Origin of the sequence: Streptomyces sp. TRM68416, assembly GCF_014596915.1 — a bacterium.
In the GTDB taxonomy this organism is placed as follows: Bacteria; Actinomycetota; Actinomycetes; order Streptomycetales; family Streptomycetaceae; genus Streptomyces.
The window spans coordinates 252,131-268,536 of sequence record NZ_JACVWU010000005.1; the positions used below are offsets into that span (position 1 = coordinate 252,131).

A 16,406-nucleotide genomic window follows, 5' to 3' on the forward strand; every position below is an offset into this window, starting at 1 on the left:
GCGCGCACACCGAGCGGGGGCCGCGGGGCGACGACGACACGCGGTGGCCGCGGAAGCGAGGGGGACGGGGAGTCGGGCGTGACGGTGGCGCCGTCGCCGGCGGGGGACCGCTCCCGACCGGAGACGACGACACGCGGTGGCCTCGGCGGCGCGGAGGGCGACATGGCGACGGAAGCTGAGCGCGCGGGCGGGGGCGGCGCCGTGACCGGGCCGGTGCTGCTCGGGGTGCGGCACCACGGGCCGGGTTCGGCGCGGGCCGTGCGGGCGGCGCTGGACGCGGCCCGGCCGCGGGTGGTGCTGATCGAAGGGCCGCCGGAGGCCGACGCGCTGATCCCGCTGGCCGCGGACGAGGACATGCGCCCGCCGGTCGCCCTGCTCGCCCACGCCGTGGACGAGCCCGGCCGCTCGGCGTTCTGGCCACTGGCCGAGTTCTCCCCCGAGTGGGTCGCGATCCGCTGGGCCCTGGAGCACCGGGTCCCGGCCCGGTTCATCGACCTTCCGGCCACGCACACCCTGGCGTGGGATCGGGACAACGAGAACAAGGAGAACAAGGGGGGCAAGGAGGACAAGGAGGACAAGGAGGAGAACGAGAAGGGGGCGGTCGACGGGCCGCCCGGCGGGCGCGGCGGCGACGAGACCGCCGTGGGACCGGGCGAAGAACCTGGCGACGGGACCGCCGGTGGGCCGGGGGAGGAACCCGGTGGCGCCTGCGCGGCCGGTGCCGATGTCCGCGTCGACCCCCTCGCCGTGCTCGCCGAGACCGCCGGTTACGACGACCCCGAGCGGTGGTGGGAGGACGTCGTCGAGCACCGAGGGGCCGGCGACGGGGACGCGCTCGCGCCGTTCGCGGTGATCGAGGAGGCCATGGGGGCGCTGCGGGAGGCCTACGGCAGCGGGGGCCACGAGCGGGATCTCGTGCGGGAGGCGTACATGCGTCTCCAGGTGCGGGCCGCGCAGAAGGAGTTCGGGGACGCGGTCGCCGTCGTCTGCGGGGCCTGGCACGTGCCCGCACTGCGGCAGCGGGCGACCGTCGCCGCCGACCGGGCCCGGCTGAAGGGACTGCCCAAGGTCAAGGCCGACATGACCTGGGTGCCGTGGACGTACCGCAGGCTGGCGCGGGCCAGCGGCTACGGGGCGGGCATCGACTCGCCGGGGTGGTACGGGCACCTGTTCGGCGCCCCGGACCGGCCCGTCGAGCGGTGGCTGACCAAGGTGGCAGGGCTGCTGCGGGCCGAGGACCGGATCGTGTCCTCCGCGCATGTCATCGAGGCGGTGCGGCTGGCCGAGACGCTCGCCGTGATGCGCGGCCGTCCGCTGCCCGGGCTGAGCGAGACGACCGACGCGGTGCGAGCAGTGATGTGCGAGGGCTCGGACGTGCCGCTGGCCCTGGTGCACGACCGGCTGGTCGTCGGCGACCTGCTGGGGGAGGTGCCGCAGGGCGCACCCGCGGTGCCCCTGCAGCGGGACCTCGACCGGATCCAGCGCCGGCTGCGGCTCAGGCCGCAGGCGCTGGAGCGTGAGCTGGAGCTCGACCTGCGCAAGGAGACCGACGCCGAGCGCAGTCGGCTGCTGCACCGCCTGCGCCTGCTCGGCGTCGGCTGGGGAGAGCCGGCCGCCTCCCGGGGCAGCACGGGGACGTTCCGGGAGACCTGGCGGCTGCGCTGGGAGCCGGAGCTGGCCGTGCGGGTCGCCGAGGCCGGGGTGTGGGGCACGACCGTACGCTCCGCGGCGAACGCCAAGGCCGAGGCGGACGCCGTCTCCGCAGCGGGCCTCGCCGATGTCACCGCGCTCGCCGAGCGGTGCCTGCTGGCCGAACTGACGGACGCGCTGCCCACGGTGATGCGCGTCCTCGCCGACCGGGCCGCGCTCGACACGGATGTCGGCCACCTGGCCCAGGCACTGCCGGCCCTGGTCCGCTCCCTGCGGTACGGAGACGTGCGCGGCACGGACACGGGAGCGCTCGCGGAGGTCGCCGCGGGCCTCGCCGAGCGCGTCTTCGTCGGCCTGCCCCCGGCCTGCGCCGCACTGGACGCGGACGCCGCCGAGGAGATGCGCCGCCACGTCGACGCGGTGCACGGCGCGGTCGGGCTGCTCGGCGACGCCCCCGCACCGGGCCACGGACGGCTGCGCCACCGCTGGCAGGAGGTGCTCGGGGTGCTGTCGGCGCGGGACACCGTCCCCGGGGTGATCCGCGGACGGGCCGTGCGGCTGCTGCTGGACGAAGGGGAGTTGGCGCAGGAGGAGGCGGCGCGGCTCATGGGGCTCGTGCTGTCGCCGGGCACGCCGCCGGGGGACGCGGCCGCGTGGATCGAGGGCTTCGTCGGCGGCGGCTCGGGCGGCGGCATGTTGCTCGTGCACGACGAACGGCTGCTCGGGCTGGTCGACGCCTGGCTGACCGGCGTACCGGCGGAGGCGTTCACGGACGTGCTGCCGCTGCTGCGGCGGACCTTCTCGGCGTACGAACCGGGTGTGCGGCGGACCTTGGGCGAGCTGGTCCGGCGGGGCCCGGGGGCGCGGGCGGGCACCGGGACCGGCGGGCACGGCGTACCGGGCTTCGCCGCCGAGCCCGACGACGAGCGGGCGGACGCCGTGCTGCCGGTGGTGCGCATGCTGCTTGGGCTGGACGAACAAGGTGAACAAGACGAAGAAGACGAAGAAGACGCAGAAGACAGGGACGCCGACAACGAGCCGGCGGGGGTGGGGCGATGACGACCGAGGCGCTGAGGAAGCCGGGGCAGACGGCCCGGGAAGCGGAAGCGGCAGGACGAGGGCAGGGGCGTGAGGGGCGGGCGGAGGGCCGGACGACGACCGTGCCGGTGATCCCCTTGTGGGAGCGACTCGGCGGAGGGGTGCGCGGATGACCACGGAGCTGACGGACCCGGCGGCGGAGCGGCTGCGCCGCTGGCGGCTCGTGCTCGGTGGTGACGCGGCCGACGGCACCGGGTGCGCGCTGTCCGGGCAGGACGCGGCGATGGACGGCGCGCTCGCCGCGCTCTACGGCAAGGGCGACAAGGGGCGGGCGGGAAGGGACCGTTCGGCGGGGCTCGGCGCGTCGGCGCCGTCCGTCGCGCGCTGGCTCGGCGACATCCGCACCTACTTCCCCTCCTCCGTCGTCCAGGTCATGCAGCGCGACGCCATCGACCGGCTCGGGCTGTCCACGCTGCTGCTGGAACCGGAGATGCTGGAGGCGGTCGAGGCCGACGTGCACCTCGTCGGCACCCTCCTCTCCCTCAACAAGGCGATGCCGGAGACGACGAAGGAGACGGCACGGGCCGTGGTGCGCAAGGTCGTCGAGGACCTGGAGAAGCGGCTCGCCACCCGCACCCGCGCCACGCTCACCGGCGCCCTCGACCGCAGCGCGCGGATCAGCCGGCCGCGCCACCACGACATCGACTGGAACCGCACGATCGCGGCCAACCTCAAGCACTACCTGCCGGAGTACCGGACGGTCGTGCCCGAGCGGCTCATCGGCTACGGACGGGCCTCCCAGTCGGTGAAGAAGGAAGTCGTCCTCTGCATCGACCAGTCTGGGTCGATGGCGGCGTCCGTGGTGTACGCGTCCGTGTTCGGGGCGGTGCTGGCGTCCATGCGGTCGATCAGCACGCGGCTGGTCGTCTTCGACACGGCCGTCGTCGACCTCACCGACCAACTGGACGATCCCGTGGACGTCCTGTTCGGCACTCAGCTGGGCGGCGGCACGGACATCAACCGGGCGCTGGCCTACTGCCAGTCGCAGATCAGCCGGCCCGCCGAGACGGTCGTCGTGCTCATCAGCGACCTCTACGAAGGGGGCATACGCGACGAGATGCTGAAGCGGGTGGCGGCCATGAAGGCGTCGGGCGTGCAGTTCGTGGCGCTGCTGGCACTGTCGGACGAGGGGGCGCCCGCCTACGACCGGGAGCACGCGGCGGCGCTCGCGGCGCTGGGCGCACCGGCGTTCGCGTGCACGCCCGACCTCTTCCCCGAGGTGATGGCGGCGGCGATCGAGAAGCGGCCGATTCCGGTACCCGACAGCGACTTGTCGACCCGTTGACCCGGGTTCGGTCGTCAAAACGGACATGCGTACCCATGGGTAGCAGAGGGCTTGCGCAACCGCGGGCGGGCCGTGCGAGGATCGACGCCGCGTCAGCGGTACGCCGCTCTCCCCACGTTGTTCGATTCCGCCGTACGAGAGGATCCTTGCCCTCTTGACCTGGCCAGCCGCCCTGCCCGGTGCCGCCGTGCGCGTCCTGCGTGCGGCGGACGGGCGGTGCGCGCCGTGGCTGGTGTTGCGGCTGGTGCGGCTGGTGCTGCTGGTCGGCGGGTTGTTCGCGCTCGGCGTCCTCTGTGGTCAGCAGGCCCGGGCGGCGGACGACGTTCCCACGGCGGCCCCCTCGGCCCGGGGCGGCGTGGCGTCGGCTCCGGCTGATGGGCTGCGGTCGTCGGCGCGGGGTGCGGTCGGGGAGGCCGCCGGCGGGATGGTGAGCGCGCCGGACGAGCTGAGGAATGCCCCACCTCCCGCTCCCGCCCTCGTCACCGACGTCGTGGTGCCTGCTGTGGACGACCGTGTCGTGCGGCCGGTGGGCGAGGTGGTCGGGGTGGTGACCGACGGGCTGGCGGAGAGGATGAAGAAGCTGCCGCCGCTGCCTTCGCTGCCGCCGGTGTCGCTTCCTGAGTCGCCGACGTGGCCGGGGGTGCCGGAGCCGGGGCTGCCGGGGAGTCCGGGCCTGCCTGCGCTCCCGGAGCCTGGGCTGCCGGACCTGCCGGACCTGCCGGACCTGCCCGCGTCGCCGGGAGTGACGCTGCCGGCGCCGGATACCGCGGCTCCGCAGCCGGGACCCGCAGCGGTCTCGCCGGGCAACGGGGAAGACGCCGGGCGTTCTACGGCGACGGCGTCGGCGCGCCCGTACGGGCGGGGATCCTCCGCGCGCGGTGTCGGCGCGCCCCGAGCCTCGGTGCACGCGGCCGGTCATCGGCCCGCGTCCGTCGAGCACGCGCCCGTGCGGCAGGCACCGACCGGGGACCCGGGGAGTGCGCCGGGCAACCGTTCGGCGGCCGACAGCGGCACGCCGAGGAACGGCGACACGCATGCCGTAGCCCTGAACCACACGGTGCCGCTGGGGCTGTTGCCCGGCACCGCCGTACGTGTCGAGGCGGACGGCCTCCGGGACGCGTACCGGGACATTCCCGTATCCCCCGCATAGGGCAGGGGCAGGCCTCTCCCGCGCAGTAGAGCTGCCGCGCGCGGCGGAAACAGGTCTGTCCACCCCCTGTCCGGCCCTCCTCTCCGATGTCTCGGACCGCGCCCAGGCCGAAGCCGGGCCGGGCCGCGCCTCCGACGTCTCGGAATTTCTAAGGATCTGACGCACGTATGAACCAGGACATCCGCCGTTCCCTCGTCATAACCGCCGGAGTCACCGGCGCCCGGGTGCTCGGTTCCACCGCCGCCAGTGCGGACGAGCTGCCCTCCTCCACCCTCTCCGTCCCGGATGCGGCCGACCCGGTGGGTGACGCCGTCGAAGGGCTCGCCGCCGACGTGCCGGACCTCGGAACCGGTGCCGTCGACGATGTGCGGCCGGTTGTGCACACGGCGGCGCAGCGCGCGGTGCCGGTCGCGGGGAAGGCCGTGGTGCAGGTGCAGGTGCAGGTGCACGCGGGCGCGCCGACGCACGGCGTCGCGGGCGCCGTACAGCCCTTCGCCGCAGGTCTGCACGGCGAGGCCGTCCCCTTCGCGCACGGTGTGACCGGGCAGGCCGTCCCCTTCCCGCAGGGCGCCGTCGGCCGGGTGCCGGCGTTCGCCCGGGGCATCGCCGAGCCCGTCGTGGACCTCGTTCAGCCGGTTGCGCGGAGCGCCGGGACGCCGGCGTACGGCGTCGGCGGCGACGTCCGCCCGTTCGCCGCCGGTGCGGTCGGCGAGGTCGGCCCGTTCGCGGACGGCGTCACCGCTCGGGCCGCGCCCCTCGCCGAGAACCTGAACGGCGCCGTCCCGCCGACCGGCAACGCCGCGACCGGCGTCCGGGGCGTCGCGGACCCGGTCACCCCGGGCTGCCTGCACCCCGACGTCTGACCCCGACTCCGTGAGGCGCCGGCACCCGGACGGCCGAAAGCCGTCGGACCGTCCGGCCGGGACCTCACGGACGGGCCGGGCGGCCCCATTGGGGTGGGGATCGCCCGGCCGAAGCCCCAGGGGCGTCCCGTTCGTGCCCCGCCGGGGCCGCGCAAGGGGGCCTCACCGGGCCAACCCCAGCCCGGTGAGGCCCTCCCGCCCGTGCCGCTCTCAGCGCGGTGAGGCTCCCTCCCCGCCTGCACCGCTCGCAGCCGCGGCGAGGCCCTCCCGCCCGCGCCGCTCCCAGCCCGCCGAGGCCGCCGCCCGCGCCGCTCCCAGCCCGCCGAGGCCCCCTCCCGCACCGCTCCCAGCCCGGGTCCCGCGCACCCCCGTCTCGCGCCTGCCCACCCCCTCCGCCCCCCTCACACCAGGCACCGGGTGTCAGTGACGGCGGCATCGTGTGACAGGTATCACCGCTCACGTGTGAGATGCGATTTAGAGAGGTCCGCCCGGCGGCGATAACCTGCGAGACGGACATGCCGCGCGCTCGGACACCGTGTGCGCCTCCCTTGTGACAGCGGACGTCACGTTGCCCTTCGCGGCACGCCCACGCATCCAACGAACCGCGAGATCACTGATAGGGACGGAAGCGCGTGGACCTGTTCGAGTACCAGGCGAGGGACCTCTTCGCCAAGCACGATGTACCGGTGCTGGCCGGTGAAGTCATCGACACGCCTGAGGCGGCCCGCGCAGCCACCGAGCGTCTTGGTGGCAAGTCCGTCGTCAAGGCCCAGGTGAAGGTCGGCGGCCGTGGCAAGGCCGGTGGCGTGAAGCTCGCCGCCACCGTCGACGAGGCCGTGGAGCACGCGACCAACATCCTCGGGATGGACATCAAGGGCCACACGGTCCACAAGGTGATGATCGCCGAGACGGCCCCGGAGATCGTGGAGGAGTACTACGTCTCCTTCCTCCTGGACCGTGCCAACCGCACCTTCCTCTCCATCGCCTCCGTCGAGGGCGGCGTGGAGATCGAGGAGGTGGCGGCCACCCGTCCGGAGGCCGTCGCCAAGACGCCGATCGACCCGATCGACGGTGTGACGGAGGAGAAGGCCCGCGAGATCGCCAAGGCCGCCAAGTTCCCGGCCGAGGTCGAGGACAAGATCGTCAACGTCCTCGTCAAGCTGTGGGACACCTTCATCAAGGAGGACGCCCTCCTGGTCGAGGTGAACCCGCTGGCGAAGGTCGCCTCCGGTGACGTCATCGCCCTCGACGGCAAGGTGTCGCTCGACGACAACGCCGAGTTCCGTCACCCGGACTTCGAGGAGCTCCACGACAAGGCCGCCGCCAACCCGCTGGAGGCCGCCGCCAAGGAGAAGAACCTCAACTACGTCAAGCTCGACGGCGAGGTCGGCATCATCGGCAACGGCGCGGGTCTCGTCATGAGTACCCTGGACGTCGTCGCCTACGCCGGTGAGAGCCACGGTGGCGTCAAGCCCGCCAACTTCCTGGACATCGGTGGCGGTGCCTCCGCCCAGGTCATGGCGAACGGCCTGGAGATCATCCTCGGCGACCCGGACGTCCGCTCCGTGTTCGTCAACGTCTTCGGCGGCATCACCGCCTGTGACGAGGTCGCCAACGGCATCGTCCAGGCGCTGAAGCTCCTGGAGGACCGCGGCGAGGAGGTCACCAAGCCGCTCGTCGTCCGCCTCGACGGCAACAACGCCGAGCTCGGCCGGCAGATCCTCACCGACGCCAACCACCCGCTGGTCCAGCGCGTCGACACCATGGACGGCGCGGCCGACAAGGCCGCCGAGCTGGCCCACGCCGCCAAGTAAGCACTCAGGACGAGGACAGAACACACCATGGCTATCTGGCTCAACAAGGACAGCAAGGTCATCGTCCAGGGCATGACCGGCGCCACCGGCATGAAGCACACCAAGCTCATGCTCGGTGACGGCACCGAGGTCGTGGGCGGCGTGAACCCGCGCAAGGCGGGCACCTCCGTGGACTTCGACGGCACCGAGGTACCGGTCTTCGGCACCGTCAAGGAGGCCATCGAGAAGACCGGCGCCAACGTCTCCGTCATCTTCGTGCCGGAGAAGTTCACCAAGGACGCCGTCGTCGAGGCCATCGACGCCGAGATCCCGCTGGCCGTCGTGATCACCGAGGGCATCGCCGTGCACGACTCGGCGGCGTTCTGGGCGTACGCGGGCAAGAAGGGCAACAAGACCCGCATCATCGGCCCGAACTGCCCCGGCATCATCACCCCGGGTCAGTCGAACGTCGGCATCATCCCGGGCGACATCACCAAGCCGGGCCGCATCGGTCTGGTCTCGAAGTCCGGCACGCTCACGTACCAGATGATGTACGAGCTGCGTGACATCGGCTTCTCCACCGCCGTCGGCATCGGTGGTGACCCGATCATCGGCACCACGCACATCGACGCGCTCGCCGCGTTCGAGGCCGACCCCGACACCGACCTGATCGTCATGATCGGCGAGATCGGTGGCGACGCCGAGGAGCGGGCCGCGGACTTCATCGCGAAGAACGTGACCAAGCCGGTCGTCGGCTACGTCGCGGGCTTCACCGCGCCCGAGGGCAAGACCATGGGCCACGCCGGCGCCATCGTCTCCGGTTCGTCCGGCACCGCCCAGGCGAAGAAGGAGGCCCTGGAGGCCGCCGGTGTCAAGGTCGGCAAGACGCCGACCGAGACGGCGAAGCTGGCGCGGGAGATCCTGAGCGCCTGAGCCTGTCGCACCGCAGGCCGGTGGGCCCGTTCCCTTGAGTGGGGGCGGGCCCGCCGCCGTTTCATCTCGCCGACGGCACCAGCCGCTCCGGGCCGCTCGCCGTCTCCTCGCGCAGCTTCGCCCGCAGCTCCTGCTCCGCTTCCGACAGCGGCCCCGGCGCCACTCTCGGCGGCACGCCCTGGACCGTCGCCCCCGGCGCCACCGGCGGCTCGTACCGCGTGGGGGCCGTGCGCAGGGTGAGCGCCGTCGTGCCGATCAGGGCGACGGTGAAGGCGATGGCGGCCCGCGTCCAGAAACGGGCCCGGCGCTCGCTGCCGGTCCGTACCGTCGGCGGCTTGGCGGCCCGCAGCCGCTCCGTGGCGGCGGCCGCGGCGAGCCGCCGGTGGAGTTCGTCGGGGTCGGCCAGCTCCGGCAGCCGCGCGGCGACGGCCTCGCGCGCGTGCAGCAGCCGCCGCGCCGCGGCCGGCGTGCTCGCCTCGGTCTCCGCCGCGGTGTCCGGCAGATCGAGGCCGACCCCGTCGTACAGCACGAGCGTGCGGCGGTACGGCGTCGGCAGCGTCAGCAGTACGTCCATCAGGGCGCGGGCGGAGGCGTCGGCGGGCGGTGGTTCGGGGTGCCGGAAGCGGGGGCGGAACCGGTGCCAGGGGGAGAGCGCGTACTCGTACGCCGCCGCCCGCACCCACCCCGCCGGGTCCCGGTCCACGGCCACCTCGGGCCAGCGCTGCCAGGCCAGTTGGAAGGCCCGCTCGACGGACTCGCGCGCGAGCTCGCGCCGGCCGGTGAGCAGGTAGGCCTGCCGGACGAGGGCGGGGGCGCAGAAGGCGTAGAGCGCGTCGAAGGCCTGAGTGGGTGTCAGGGGGGCAGCTGTTGCGGCCGGTTCCGGCTGGGACCGCGTTTCGGGTGCCGGGGGCGCTTCCGTTCGTACGGGGGTCTCGGCGGCCGGTGCGTCCTGCTGACGTGTGGTCAGCTCGTCGAGGAGCCGCGCGTACGCCTCCCGTTTCCGGCCGCGTGGGGTCGTGCGGCCGGTCTCCCACGCGCGCACGGTCTCGCGGGTGACGCCGATCCGCGCCGCGAGCTGAGCCTGCGTCAACGACTGGGCCTCGCGCAGGCGTCGACGTTCCTTGGGCGGGGGGAGCGGGGTGGCAGGGCTCTGCGTCACAGGGCGCCCCTTCGTACGAAAAAGTACATAAACGTATATTGAGCGACACAGCGGAGGTTCGCCTGTTACGACGGGAAAGCGCGTGTCGTTGGGAGCATGGCGGGCGTGATCCAGATGACCGCTCGCCGATCGCCCCTGTCGTCCCTGCTCACCCGGTTGCGCGGCCGATCGCCCGGACTGGCTGTCGGCCTCCTGGGTGGTGCGGTGGCGGCGGGGCTCGGGCTGGGGATGTTCGCCGTCCTGGTGATGGTGCTGTGGATCAGTTCGCCGTATCCGGACAGCGGGCCCGAGGGTGCGCTGCATGTCGCGGCGGCGCTGTGGCTGTTGGCGCACGGCGCCGAACTCGTGCGTACCGACACGCTGTCCGGGGTGGCCGCGCCGGTCGGGGTGACTCCGCTGCTGCTGCTCGTACTGCCGGTGTGGCTGGTGCATCGGGCCGCGCGGGACGGGGTGGAGCGGGACGACGCGGGCGGTTCGGGGGGCGGTCCGGGGGGCGCGGATGTCTCCGGGCGGACCGTGTGGGCGGGGGTCGTGCTCGGCTATCTCGTGGTGGGGGCGGGGGCCGCGCTGTACGCCGCGGGGGGTGTGCTGCGGCCGTCGTGGGTGTCTACGGGGATCTGCGTGCCGCTGGTCGCCGTGGCGGCGGCGGGAGCGGGGGTGTGGACGGCGTACGGGCGGCCGCGCGACGTGGTCGACGAGGTGCTGATCCTGTTGCCGGGGCGGGTGCGGCGGATGGTCCTCGGGAGTGAGGCGCGGGGCCGGCTCGGTGCCGCGGCGCGGGCGGCCGGGGCGGGGGTGGCCGTGTTCGTCGGGGGCGGGGCGTTGCTGCTGGGGGTGTCGATGGTGTGGCACGGGGGTGCGGCGCGGGCGTCCTTTCTCCAGCTCACGGAGTCCTTCTCCGGGCGGTGTGCGGTGCTGCTGCTGTGCGTGGTGCTGGTGCCGAACGCGGCGGTGTGGGCGGGGGCGTATGCGCTCGGGCCGGGGTTCGTGCTGGGGGAGGGGCGGGTGGTGGGGCCGTTGGGGGCCTCGCCGGCGCCGTTGTTGCCGCCGTTTCCGTTGCTGGAGGCGGTGCCGGGGGCGGGGAGCGGGGGGCCGTTGAACTGGGCGGTGGGGGTGGTGCCGGTGGTGGCCGGGGTGACGGTGGGGTGGTTTGTGGCGGGGGTCGCGACGGCGGGCGGTGCGGGCGGTGCCGGTGGTTCCGGCGGTGCCGGTGGTGAGGGCGGTGCGGTGTGGTCGCGGGGGCGGACCGCCGGGGTCGCGCTGGTGGCGGTCTGTGGGTTCGCGGGGGTGGTGGCGGGGTTGGCCGCGATGGCCGGGGGGCCGTTGGGGGTGGCGGCGCTGGCCGGGTTCGGGCCGGTGTGGTGGCAGGTGGGGGTGGCCGCGGTGGTGTGGGGCGGGGTGGTGGGGGTGCCTGTTGCGGTGGGAGTGCGGGCATGGCGTGTGCGGGGGCGGGAAGTGAAGGTGGCGGAGGCGGAGGCGGCGGGGGCGGATGTGCGGGTGCCTGCGCCTTCTGGTGGTGGGTGGTTCGCGCGGAGGAAGGCGGCTGTGGCGGCGGGCGGTGAGGAGCGTTCGGCCGATGCGGTGACCGGCGACAACGCGGCCTTCGAGCCCTACGACTTTCTGCCGACCGAGGCCGTGGACGGCTCCTCGTGGCAGCGGGACGAGGCGGCGCGGGAAGCCCGCTGGGCGGCGCTGCGGGAGGCATCGGGGCGCGAGGACACACCACCGGGGGCGTCCTGAGCGGGGATGGCACCGGGGCCTTTTTCGCCCCCGCCGCCCCTGCCCATTCCCCTCCCCAGGGGCTGACGCCCCTTCGACCCCGTCCAGGGGGCTCCGCCCCCCTGGCCCCCCATCGGCCCTGAACGGGCCTCGTCCTCAAACGCCGGACGGGCTGGGAAATGTCGGCCTGCGTTCCCCGCCCAGGGGCTGCCGCCTCGAAGCCGCAGCGCATTCCGCACGATCACTACGCTGTTGGCCCGGCCCTCTCAGGGCCGATCTCGATGGTCCACGGGCTGTCGCACCACACGGCCAGCCACGCCGGTTTCGCCGGCAGGGATACGGGGGCTCCGCCGAAGGCCGGTCGGTGGGCGCGGAACAGTTCCTGCGCCGGGTGGAACCCGTTGTCCAGCCGGTTCACGACGATTCCGCCCCGCCGCCCGCCGTGGGTGACGTGGGCGGTGGCCCGGCCGCCGGTGTAGCGGACGACGTCCCAGCCCTCACCGCTGATCGAGGTGCGGAACGTCCGGCAGGTACTGATGGGCTCCAGCCACGTCTCCCAGTACGGGATGCGGTCCACGTCGAAGTCGGCGGCGTCGTAGGGCGTACGGGACCGCGGTCCCCCGTGACCGGAACCACCGCCCGAGACCTGGTACGTCGAACCCCCGAACGGTCGGCCCGCCGCCGGCACCGGCAACCGTGCCGAGAACTCGCCGCGCGCCTTGAGCACCAGACCGCGGGGGCCGTGGAAGCCGCCGCTGCCCTTGCGCATCTCCCGGAGAGTGGTGGACATCGGCTTTCCGTACGACACGGCACGCAGGACGAGAACCGCCGGAGCATCGGGGGACCAGTGGTGCCTGAACTCCTGCGGCCCCGGGCTGTCGAGGCGCACGACATCGCTTCGGGAGCGTTGCCCGTCCCGGCGGTTCCGCTTCGGGCGCTCGGGGTGCTGGGGCTTGCGGGTGTCGCGCTTCCGCCGGTCCTTCCGGAGCCGCGCGGCGTCGGCCGCGCACACGTCCACCGACCGGGACGCGCCTCCGGGCGGGACCCAGGGGACTCGGGCCGTGGCCGGGCCGTGCTTCGGGTCGAAGAAGCAGAGCGTGCTCCGCGGTGCCCCTCGCTCTCCGTACTTGTCGACCCGGGCCAGGGCCTCTCGCCCCGCGTCCAGCACGCGCCGTACGGCCGAGCGGGCCTCTTCCTCCGTCCGCGCCGCGTCGAGGACGCGCTTCGCCTTCTCGTACGCGTCGAGCGCCGCGGCGTAGTCACCCAGCAGAGCCTCGTCCTGCGTGGGGCGAGGTACGAAGGCGTGCCCGGCCAGCACCTCCCCGAAGTCGGTTATCTCCGCGTCCAACTCGGCTCTCGTGGCAGGCGACATACGCGACATGACCGAAGGGTACGACTGCCCCCGGCCGCCTCCGCCTCCGCCTGTCCCGACCGGACCCCGCCTGCGTCGCGGAGGCCTGTACCGGCCCTCAGCCGTCCCCGCCCAACACCTCCCGCAGCTGCTCCGGCAGGAGGTCGTCGCAGGATTTCTTGGCCTCGTTGGTGAGGGCGTCGGAGGTGCAGGTGTAGTAGTCGCTGTAGACGATCTTGGCGGCGAAGCCGGCGGCGACGAGGGCGAGGGCGAGGGAGGCGGTGACGATGCCGCTGATCGCTGCCGTGGTCTGGGGGCGGCTCTGCGTCGAGGCCGCCGGGGAGTCGGGGTCCTGGGTGCGGGGCTTGGCGCGGAGGGCGGTGATGGCCCAGTAGAGGGCCAGGGCGCCCAGCAGCAGGGCGACGTAGGGCCAGCTGAAGAGGGCGAAGAAGAAGGCCCACATGCCGCTCAGCAGGGAGTAGCGGGCGCGGCGCTGGGCGGGGTCCGTCGGGTCCCAGCGCATGCCGCCGCCGGGGCCGCCGCTCTGACCGCCCTCGGGGCTCTGCTGCTGCCCGGGGCGGTCGCCGAAGCCGCCGGAGGAACGGCCGGGCTGGCGGTCGCTCCACTGGCTGCCCCAGGGGGAGGAGTCGCCCTGGTCGCCCCCGCCGGTCTGACCGTCGTCGCCGCCCGTCGGGCGCCGCGGCTGCCAGGGGCGGTCCGGTGTGCCCTCCGGCGGCGGGGCGAAGGGGTTGTCGTCCTTGGGTGTGCCGCCGTCGCCCGAGGACGCGTCCGACGGGGAGGTGGGCCGCTCGCGCAGCAGCACGCCGTAGTGCTGCCCTCCCTGCACCGACTGCGGGGGGAGTGTGAGGAGTCGCAGGCTGCGGTCCGGCATCAAATGAGCGTCTTCCCCTGAAAGTGGCTGGCTTCTACGTCTGAACTGTCTGAACCGACTGAGTCCGACTTCTCGTCCGGACCAGGTCCGTCATCTTCTGAACGACCCTTGCACGAACGACGTTCCCGACCCGGCTCATCCCAGACGCTACCTTCCGGCCACGCCCCCGTCCCGTGGGGGCCGCCCGGTGTGCCGGTATCGTTGCTGACGGTCGGCCGGTTCGTAGGCTTCCCCGTATCCGGGAGCCCGAAGCATTCGTACGACCGTACAAAGACGCACCCCCGAGAAAGGCCCCCACCGTGGCCGCCAAGCCCGTGGCCCCGCGCGCCAAGCGCCTCGTCGTGCTGGTCTCCGGATCCGGCACCAACCTCCAGGCGCTGCTCGACGCCATCGCGACCACCGGCACCGAGGCCTACGGCGCCGAGATCGTGGCCGTGGGCGCCGACCGCGACGGCATCGAGGGGCTGGCCCGTGCCGAGCGCGCCGGGATCCCCACCTTCGTGCGGAAGGTCAAGGAGTACGGCAGCCGTGAGGAGTGGGACGCCGCCCTCGCCGAGGCCGTCGCCTCCTACGAGCCCGACCTCGTCGTCTCCGCCGGGTTCATGAAGATCGTCGGCAAGGAGTTCCTCGCACACTTCGGCGGGCGGTTCGTGAACACGCACCCCGCGCTCCTGCCCAGTTTTCCCGGCGCCCACGGCGTCCGTGACGCGCTCGCGTACGGCGCCCGGGTCACCGGCTGCACCGTCCACTTCGTCGACGACGGCGTCGACACCGGACCGATCATCGCTCAGGGCGTGGTGGAGGTCCGGGACGAGGACGACGAGAGCGCTCTGCACGAGCGCATCAAGGAAGTCGAGCGAAGGCTGCTCGTCGATGTCGTGGGGCGGCTCGCCCGCAACGGCTATCGCATTGAGGGACGAAAGGTAGTTATCCAGTGACCGCCGAGAGCAACGCCAAGCGGGCCATTCGACGGGCGCTCGTCAGCGTCTACGACAAGACCGGACTCGAAGACCTCGCGCGCGGGCTGCACGAGGCCGGTGTCGAGCTCGTCTCCACCGGCTCCACGGCCGCCCGGATCGCCGCCGTCGGCGTCCCCGTCACCAAGGTCGAGGAGCTCACCGGCTTCCCCGAGTGCCTGGACGGCCGCGTCAAGACGCTGCACCCGAAGGTCCACGCGGGCATCCTCGCCGACCTGCGGCTGGAGAGCCACCGGCAGCAGCTCGACGAGCTGGGCGTGACGCCGTTCGACCTCGTCGTGGTGAACCTCTACCCGTTCGAGGCGACCGTCGCCTCCGGCGCCTCGCCCGACGAGTGCGTCGAGCAGATCGACATCGGCGGTCCGTCGATGGTGCGCGCCGCCGCCAAGAACCACCCCTCCGTGGCGGTCGTCACCAGCCCCGACCGCTACGCCGACGTCCTCACCGCGGTCGCCTCCGGCGGCTTCGACCTGAACGCCCGCAAGAAGCTCGCCGCCGAGGCGTTCCGGCACACCGCCGAGTACGACGTGGCGGTCGCCGCCTGGTTCGCCGCGGACTACGCGGGCGACGGCGCGGAGTTCCCCGAGTTCCTCGGCGTGACGTACCAGCGCAAGCAGGTCCTGCGCTACGGCGAGAACCCGCACCAGCCCGCCGCCCTCTACACCGGCGGCTGCGGCGGTCTGGCCTCGGCCGAGCAGCTGCACGGCAAGGAGATGTCGTACAACAACTACACCGACACGGATGCCGCCCGCCGTGCCGCGTACGACCACGACGAGCCCTGTGTCGCGATCATCAAGCACGCCAATCCGTGCGGTATCGCGATCGGTGCCGATGTCGCCGAGGCGCACCGCAAGGCGCACGCCTGTGACCCGCTGTCGGCCTTCGGCGGGGTGATCGCCGTCAACCGCCCGGTCAGCAAGGAGATGGCCGAGCAGGTCGCCGAGATCTTCACGGAGGTCATCGTCGCCCCCGACTACGAGCCGGGTGCCGTCGACGTCCTCGCGCAGAAGAAGAACATCCGCGTCCTGCGCTGCCCCGGGGCGCCCGAGGCCTCCGCGGAGTTCAAGCCGATCGACGGCGGCGGGCTCGCCCAGATCACCGACGTGTTCCAGGCCGACGGCGACGACCCGGCCAACTGGACCCTGGCCACGGGTGAGGCGCTCTCCGCAGAGGAACTCGCCGAGCTGTCCTTCGCCTGGAAGGCCTGCCGGGCCGTGAAGTCCAACGCCATCCTCCTCGCCAAGGGCGGCGCCTCGGTCGGCGTCGGCATGGGCCAGGTCAACCGCGTCGACTCCGCGAAGCTGGCCGTCGAGCGCGCCGGCGCCGAGCGCGCTCAGGGCTCGTACGCCGCCTCGGACGCCTTCTTCCCCTTCCCGGACGGCCTGGAGATCCTCACCGAGGCCGGGGTCAAGGCCGTGGTCCAGCCCGGCGGTTCGGTCCGCGACGAGCTGGTGGTCGAGGCCGCGAAGAAGGCGGGCGTGACGATGTACTTCACGGGGACGCGGCACTTCTTCCACTGAGCCGCGCACTCTGCAG

12 protein-coding genes are annotated in these 16,406 nt (G+C 73.4%); 9 read left to right on the plus strand and 3 right to left on the minus strand.

Annotated features, from left to right (window positions below; translation table 11 throughout):
• Window positions 1-162 precede the first annotated feature (162 nt).
• The 6 genes from ICC28_RS10915 to sucD all read left to right on the plus strand — a co-directional run bounded on the left by ICC28_RS10915 (window position 163) and on the right by sucD (window position 8,772).
• Window positions 163-2,709, plus strand: coding sequence for a DUF5682 family protein (locus tag ICC28_RS10915; protein WP_223188648.1), 2,547 nt, complete (start codon window positions 163-165; stop codon window positions 2,707-2,709).
• 148 nt (window positions 2,710-2,857) lie between these two features.
• The gene (locus ICC28_RS10920) at window positions 2,858-4,033 is read left to right on the plus strand and encodes a VWA domain-containing protein (protein ID WP_188288261.1); all 1,176 of its coding nucleotides are present in this window, start codon (window positions 2,858-2,860) and stop codon (window positions 4,031-4,033) included.
• 154 nt (window positions 4,034-4,187) lie between these two features.
• Window positions 4,188-5,183 (plus strand): hypothetical protein, encoded by a 996-nt coding sequence (locus tag ICC28_RS10925; RefSeq protein ID WP_188288262.1) that lies wholly within the window; start codon window positions 4,188-4,190, stop codon window positions 5,181-5,183.
• Window positions 5,184-5,350: 167 nt separating this feature from the next.
• The gene (locus ICC28_RS10930; RefSeq protein ID WP_188288263.1) at window positions 5,351-6,046 is read left to right on the plus strand and encodes a hypothetical protein; all 696 of its coding nucleotides are present in this window, start codon (window positions 5,351-5,353) and stop codon (window positions 6,044-6,046) included.
• 632 nt (window positions 6,047-6,678) lie between these two features.
• On the plus strand, window positions 6,679-7,860 hold the full coding sequence (sucC, locus tag ICC28_RS10935; protein WP_188288264.1) for an ADP-forming succinate--CoA ligase subunit beta: 1,182 nt from the start codon (window positions 6,679-6,681) through the stop codon (window positions 7,858-7,860).
• Between the two features lie 27 nt (window positions 7,861-7,887).
• On the plus strand, window positions 7,888-8,772 hold the full coding sequence (sucD, locus tag ICC28_RS10940) for a succinate--CoA ligase subunit alpha (protein ID WP_188288265.1): 885 nt from the start codon (window positions 7,888-7,890) through the stop codon (window positions 8,770-8,772).
• Between the two features lie 61 nt (window positions 8,773-8,833).
• On the opposite strand, the gene ICC28_RS10945 is transcribed toward sucD, so the two are convergent.
• The gene (locus ICC28_RS10945) at window positions 8,834-9,931 is read right to left on the minus strand and encodes a helix-turn-helix domain-containing protein (RefSeq protein ID WP_188288266.1); all 1,098 of its coding nucleotides are present in this window, start codon (window positions 9,929-9,931) and stop codon (window positions 8,834-8,836) included.
• 96 nt (window positions 9,932-10,027) lie between these two features.
• On the opposite strand from ICC28_RS10945, the gene ICC28_RS10950 reads away from it, so the two are divergent.
• On the plus strand, window positions 10,028-11,671 hold the full coding sequence (locus tag ICC28_RS10950) for a DUF6350 family protein (RefSeq protein WP_188288267.1): 1,644 nt from the start codon (window positions 10,028-10,030) through the stop codon (window positions 11,669-11,671).
• 223 nt (window positions 11,672-11,894) lie between these two features.
• Here ICC28_RS10950 and ICC28_RS10955 read toward each other — a convergent pair whose 3' ends face one another.
• Together ICC28_RS10955 and ICC28_RS10960 are read right to left on the minus strand one after the other, a co-directional pair.
• A complete protein-coding gene (locus tag ICC28_RS10955) occupies window positions 11,895-13,031 on the minus strand; it encodes a hypothetical protein (protein ID WP_188288268.1) in 1,137 nt (378 codons plus the stop codon).
• A gap of 88 nt (window positions 13,032-13,119) precedes the next feature.
• Window positions 13,120-13,893 (minus strand): hypothetical protein, encoded by a 774-nt coding sequence (locus ICC28_RS10960; protein WP_188288269.1) that lies wholly within the window; start codon window positions 13,891-13,893, stop codon window positions 13,120-13,122.
• Window positions 13,894-14,192: 299 nt separating this feature from the next.
• Here ICC28_RS10960 and purN point away from each other — a divergent pair, with 299 nt between their 5' ends.
• Entirely contained in the window at window positions 14,193-14,831 is a 639-nt protein-coding gene (purN, locus tag ICC28_RS10965; protein WP_188288270.1) for a phosphoribosylglycinamide formyltransferase, read from the plus strand.
• Window positions 14,828-16,390, plus strand: coding sequence for a bifunctional phosphoribosylaminoimidazolecarboxamide formyltransferase/IMP cyclohydrolase (gene purH, locus ICC28_RS10970; protein WP_188288271.1), 1,563 nt, complete (start codon window positions 14,828-14,830; stop codon window positions 16,388-16,390). Before purN ends, purH begins: the two co-directional genes overlap by 4 nt.
• The last annotated feature ends 16 nt before the right edge of the window (window positions 16,391-16,406 follow it).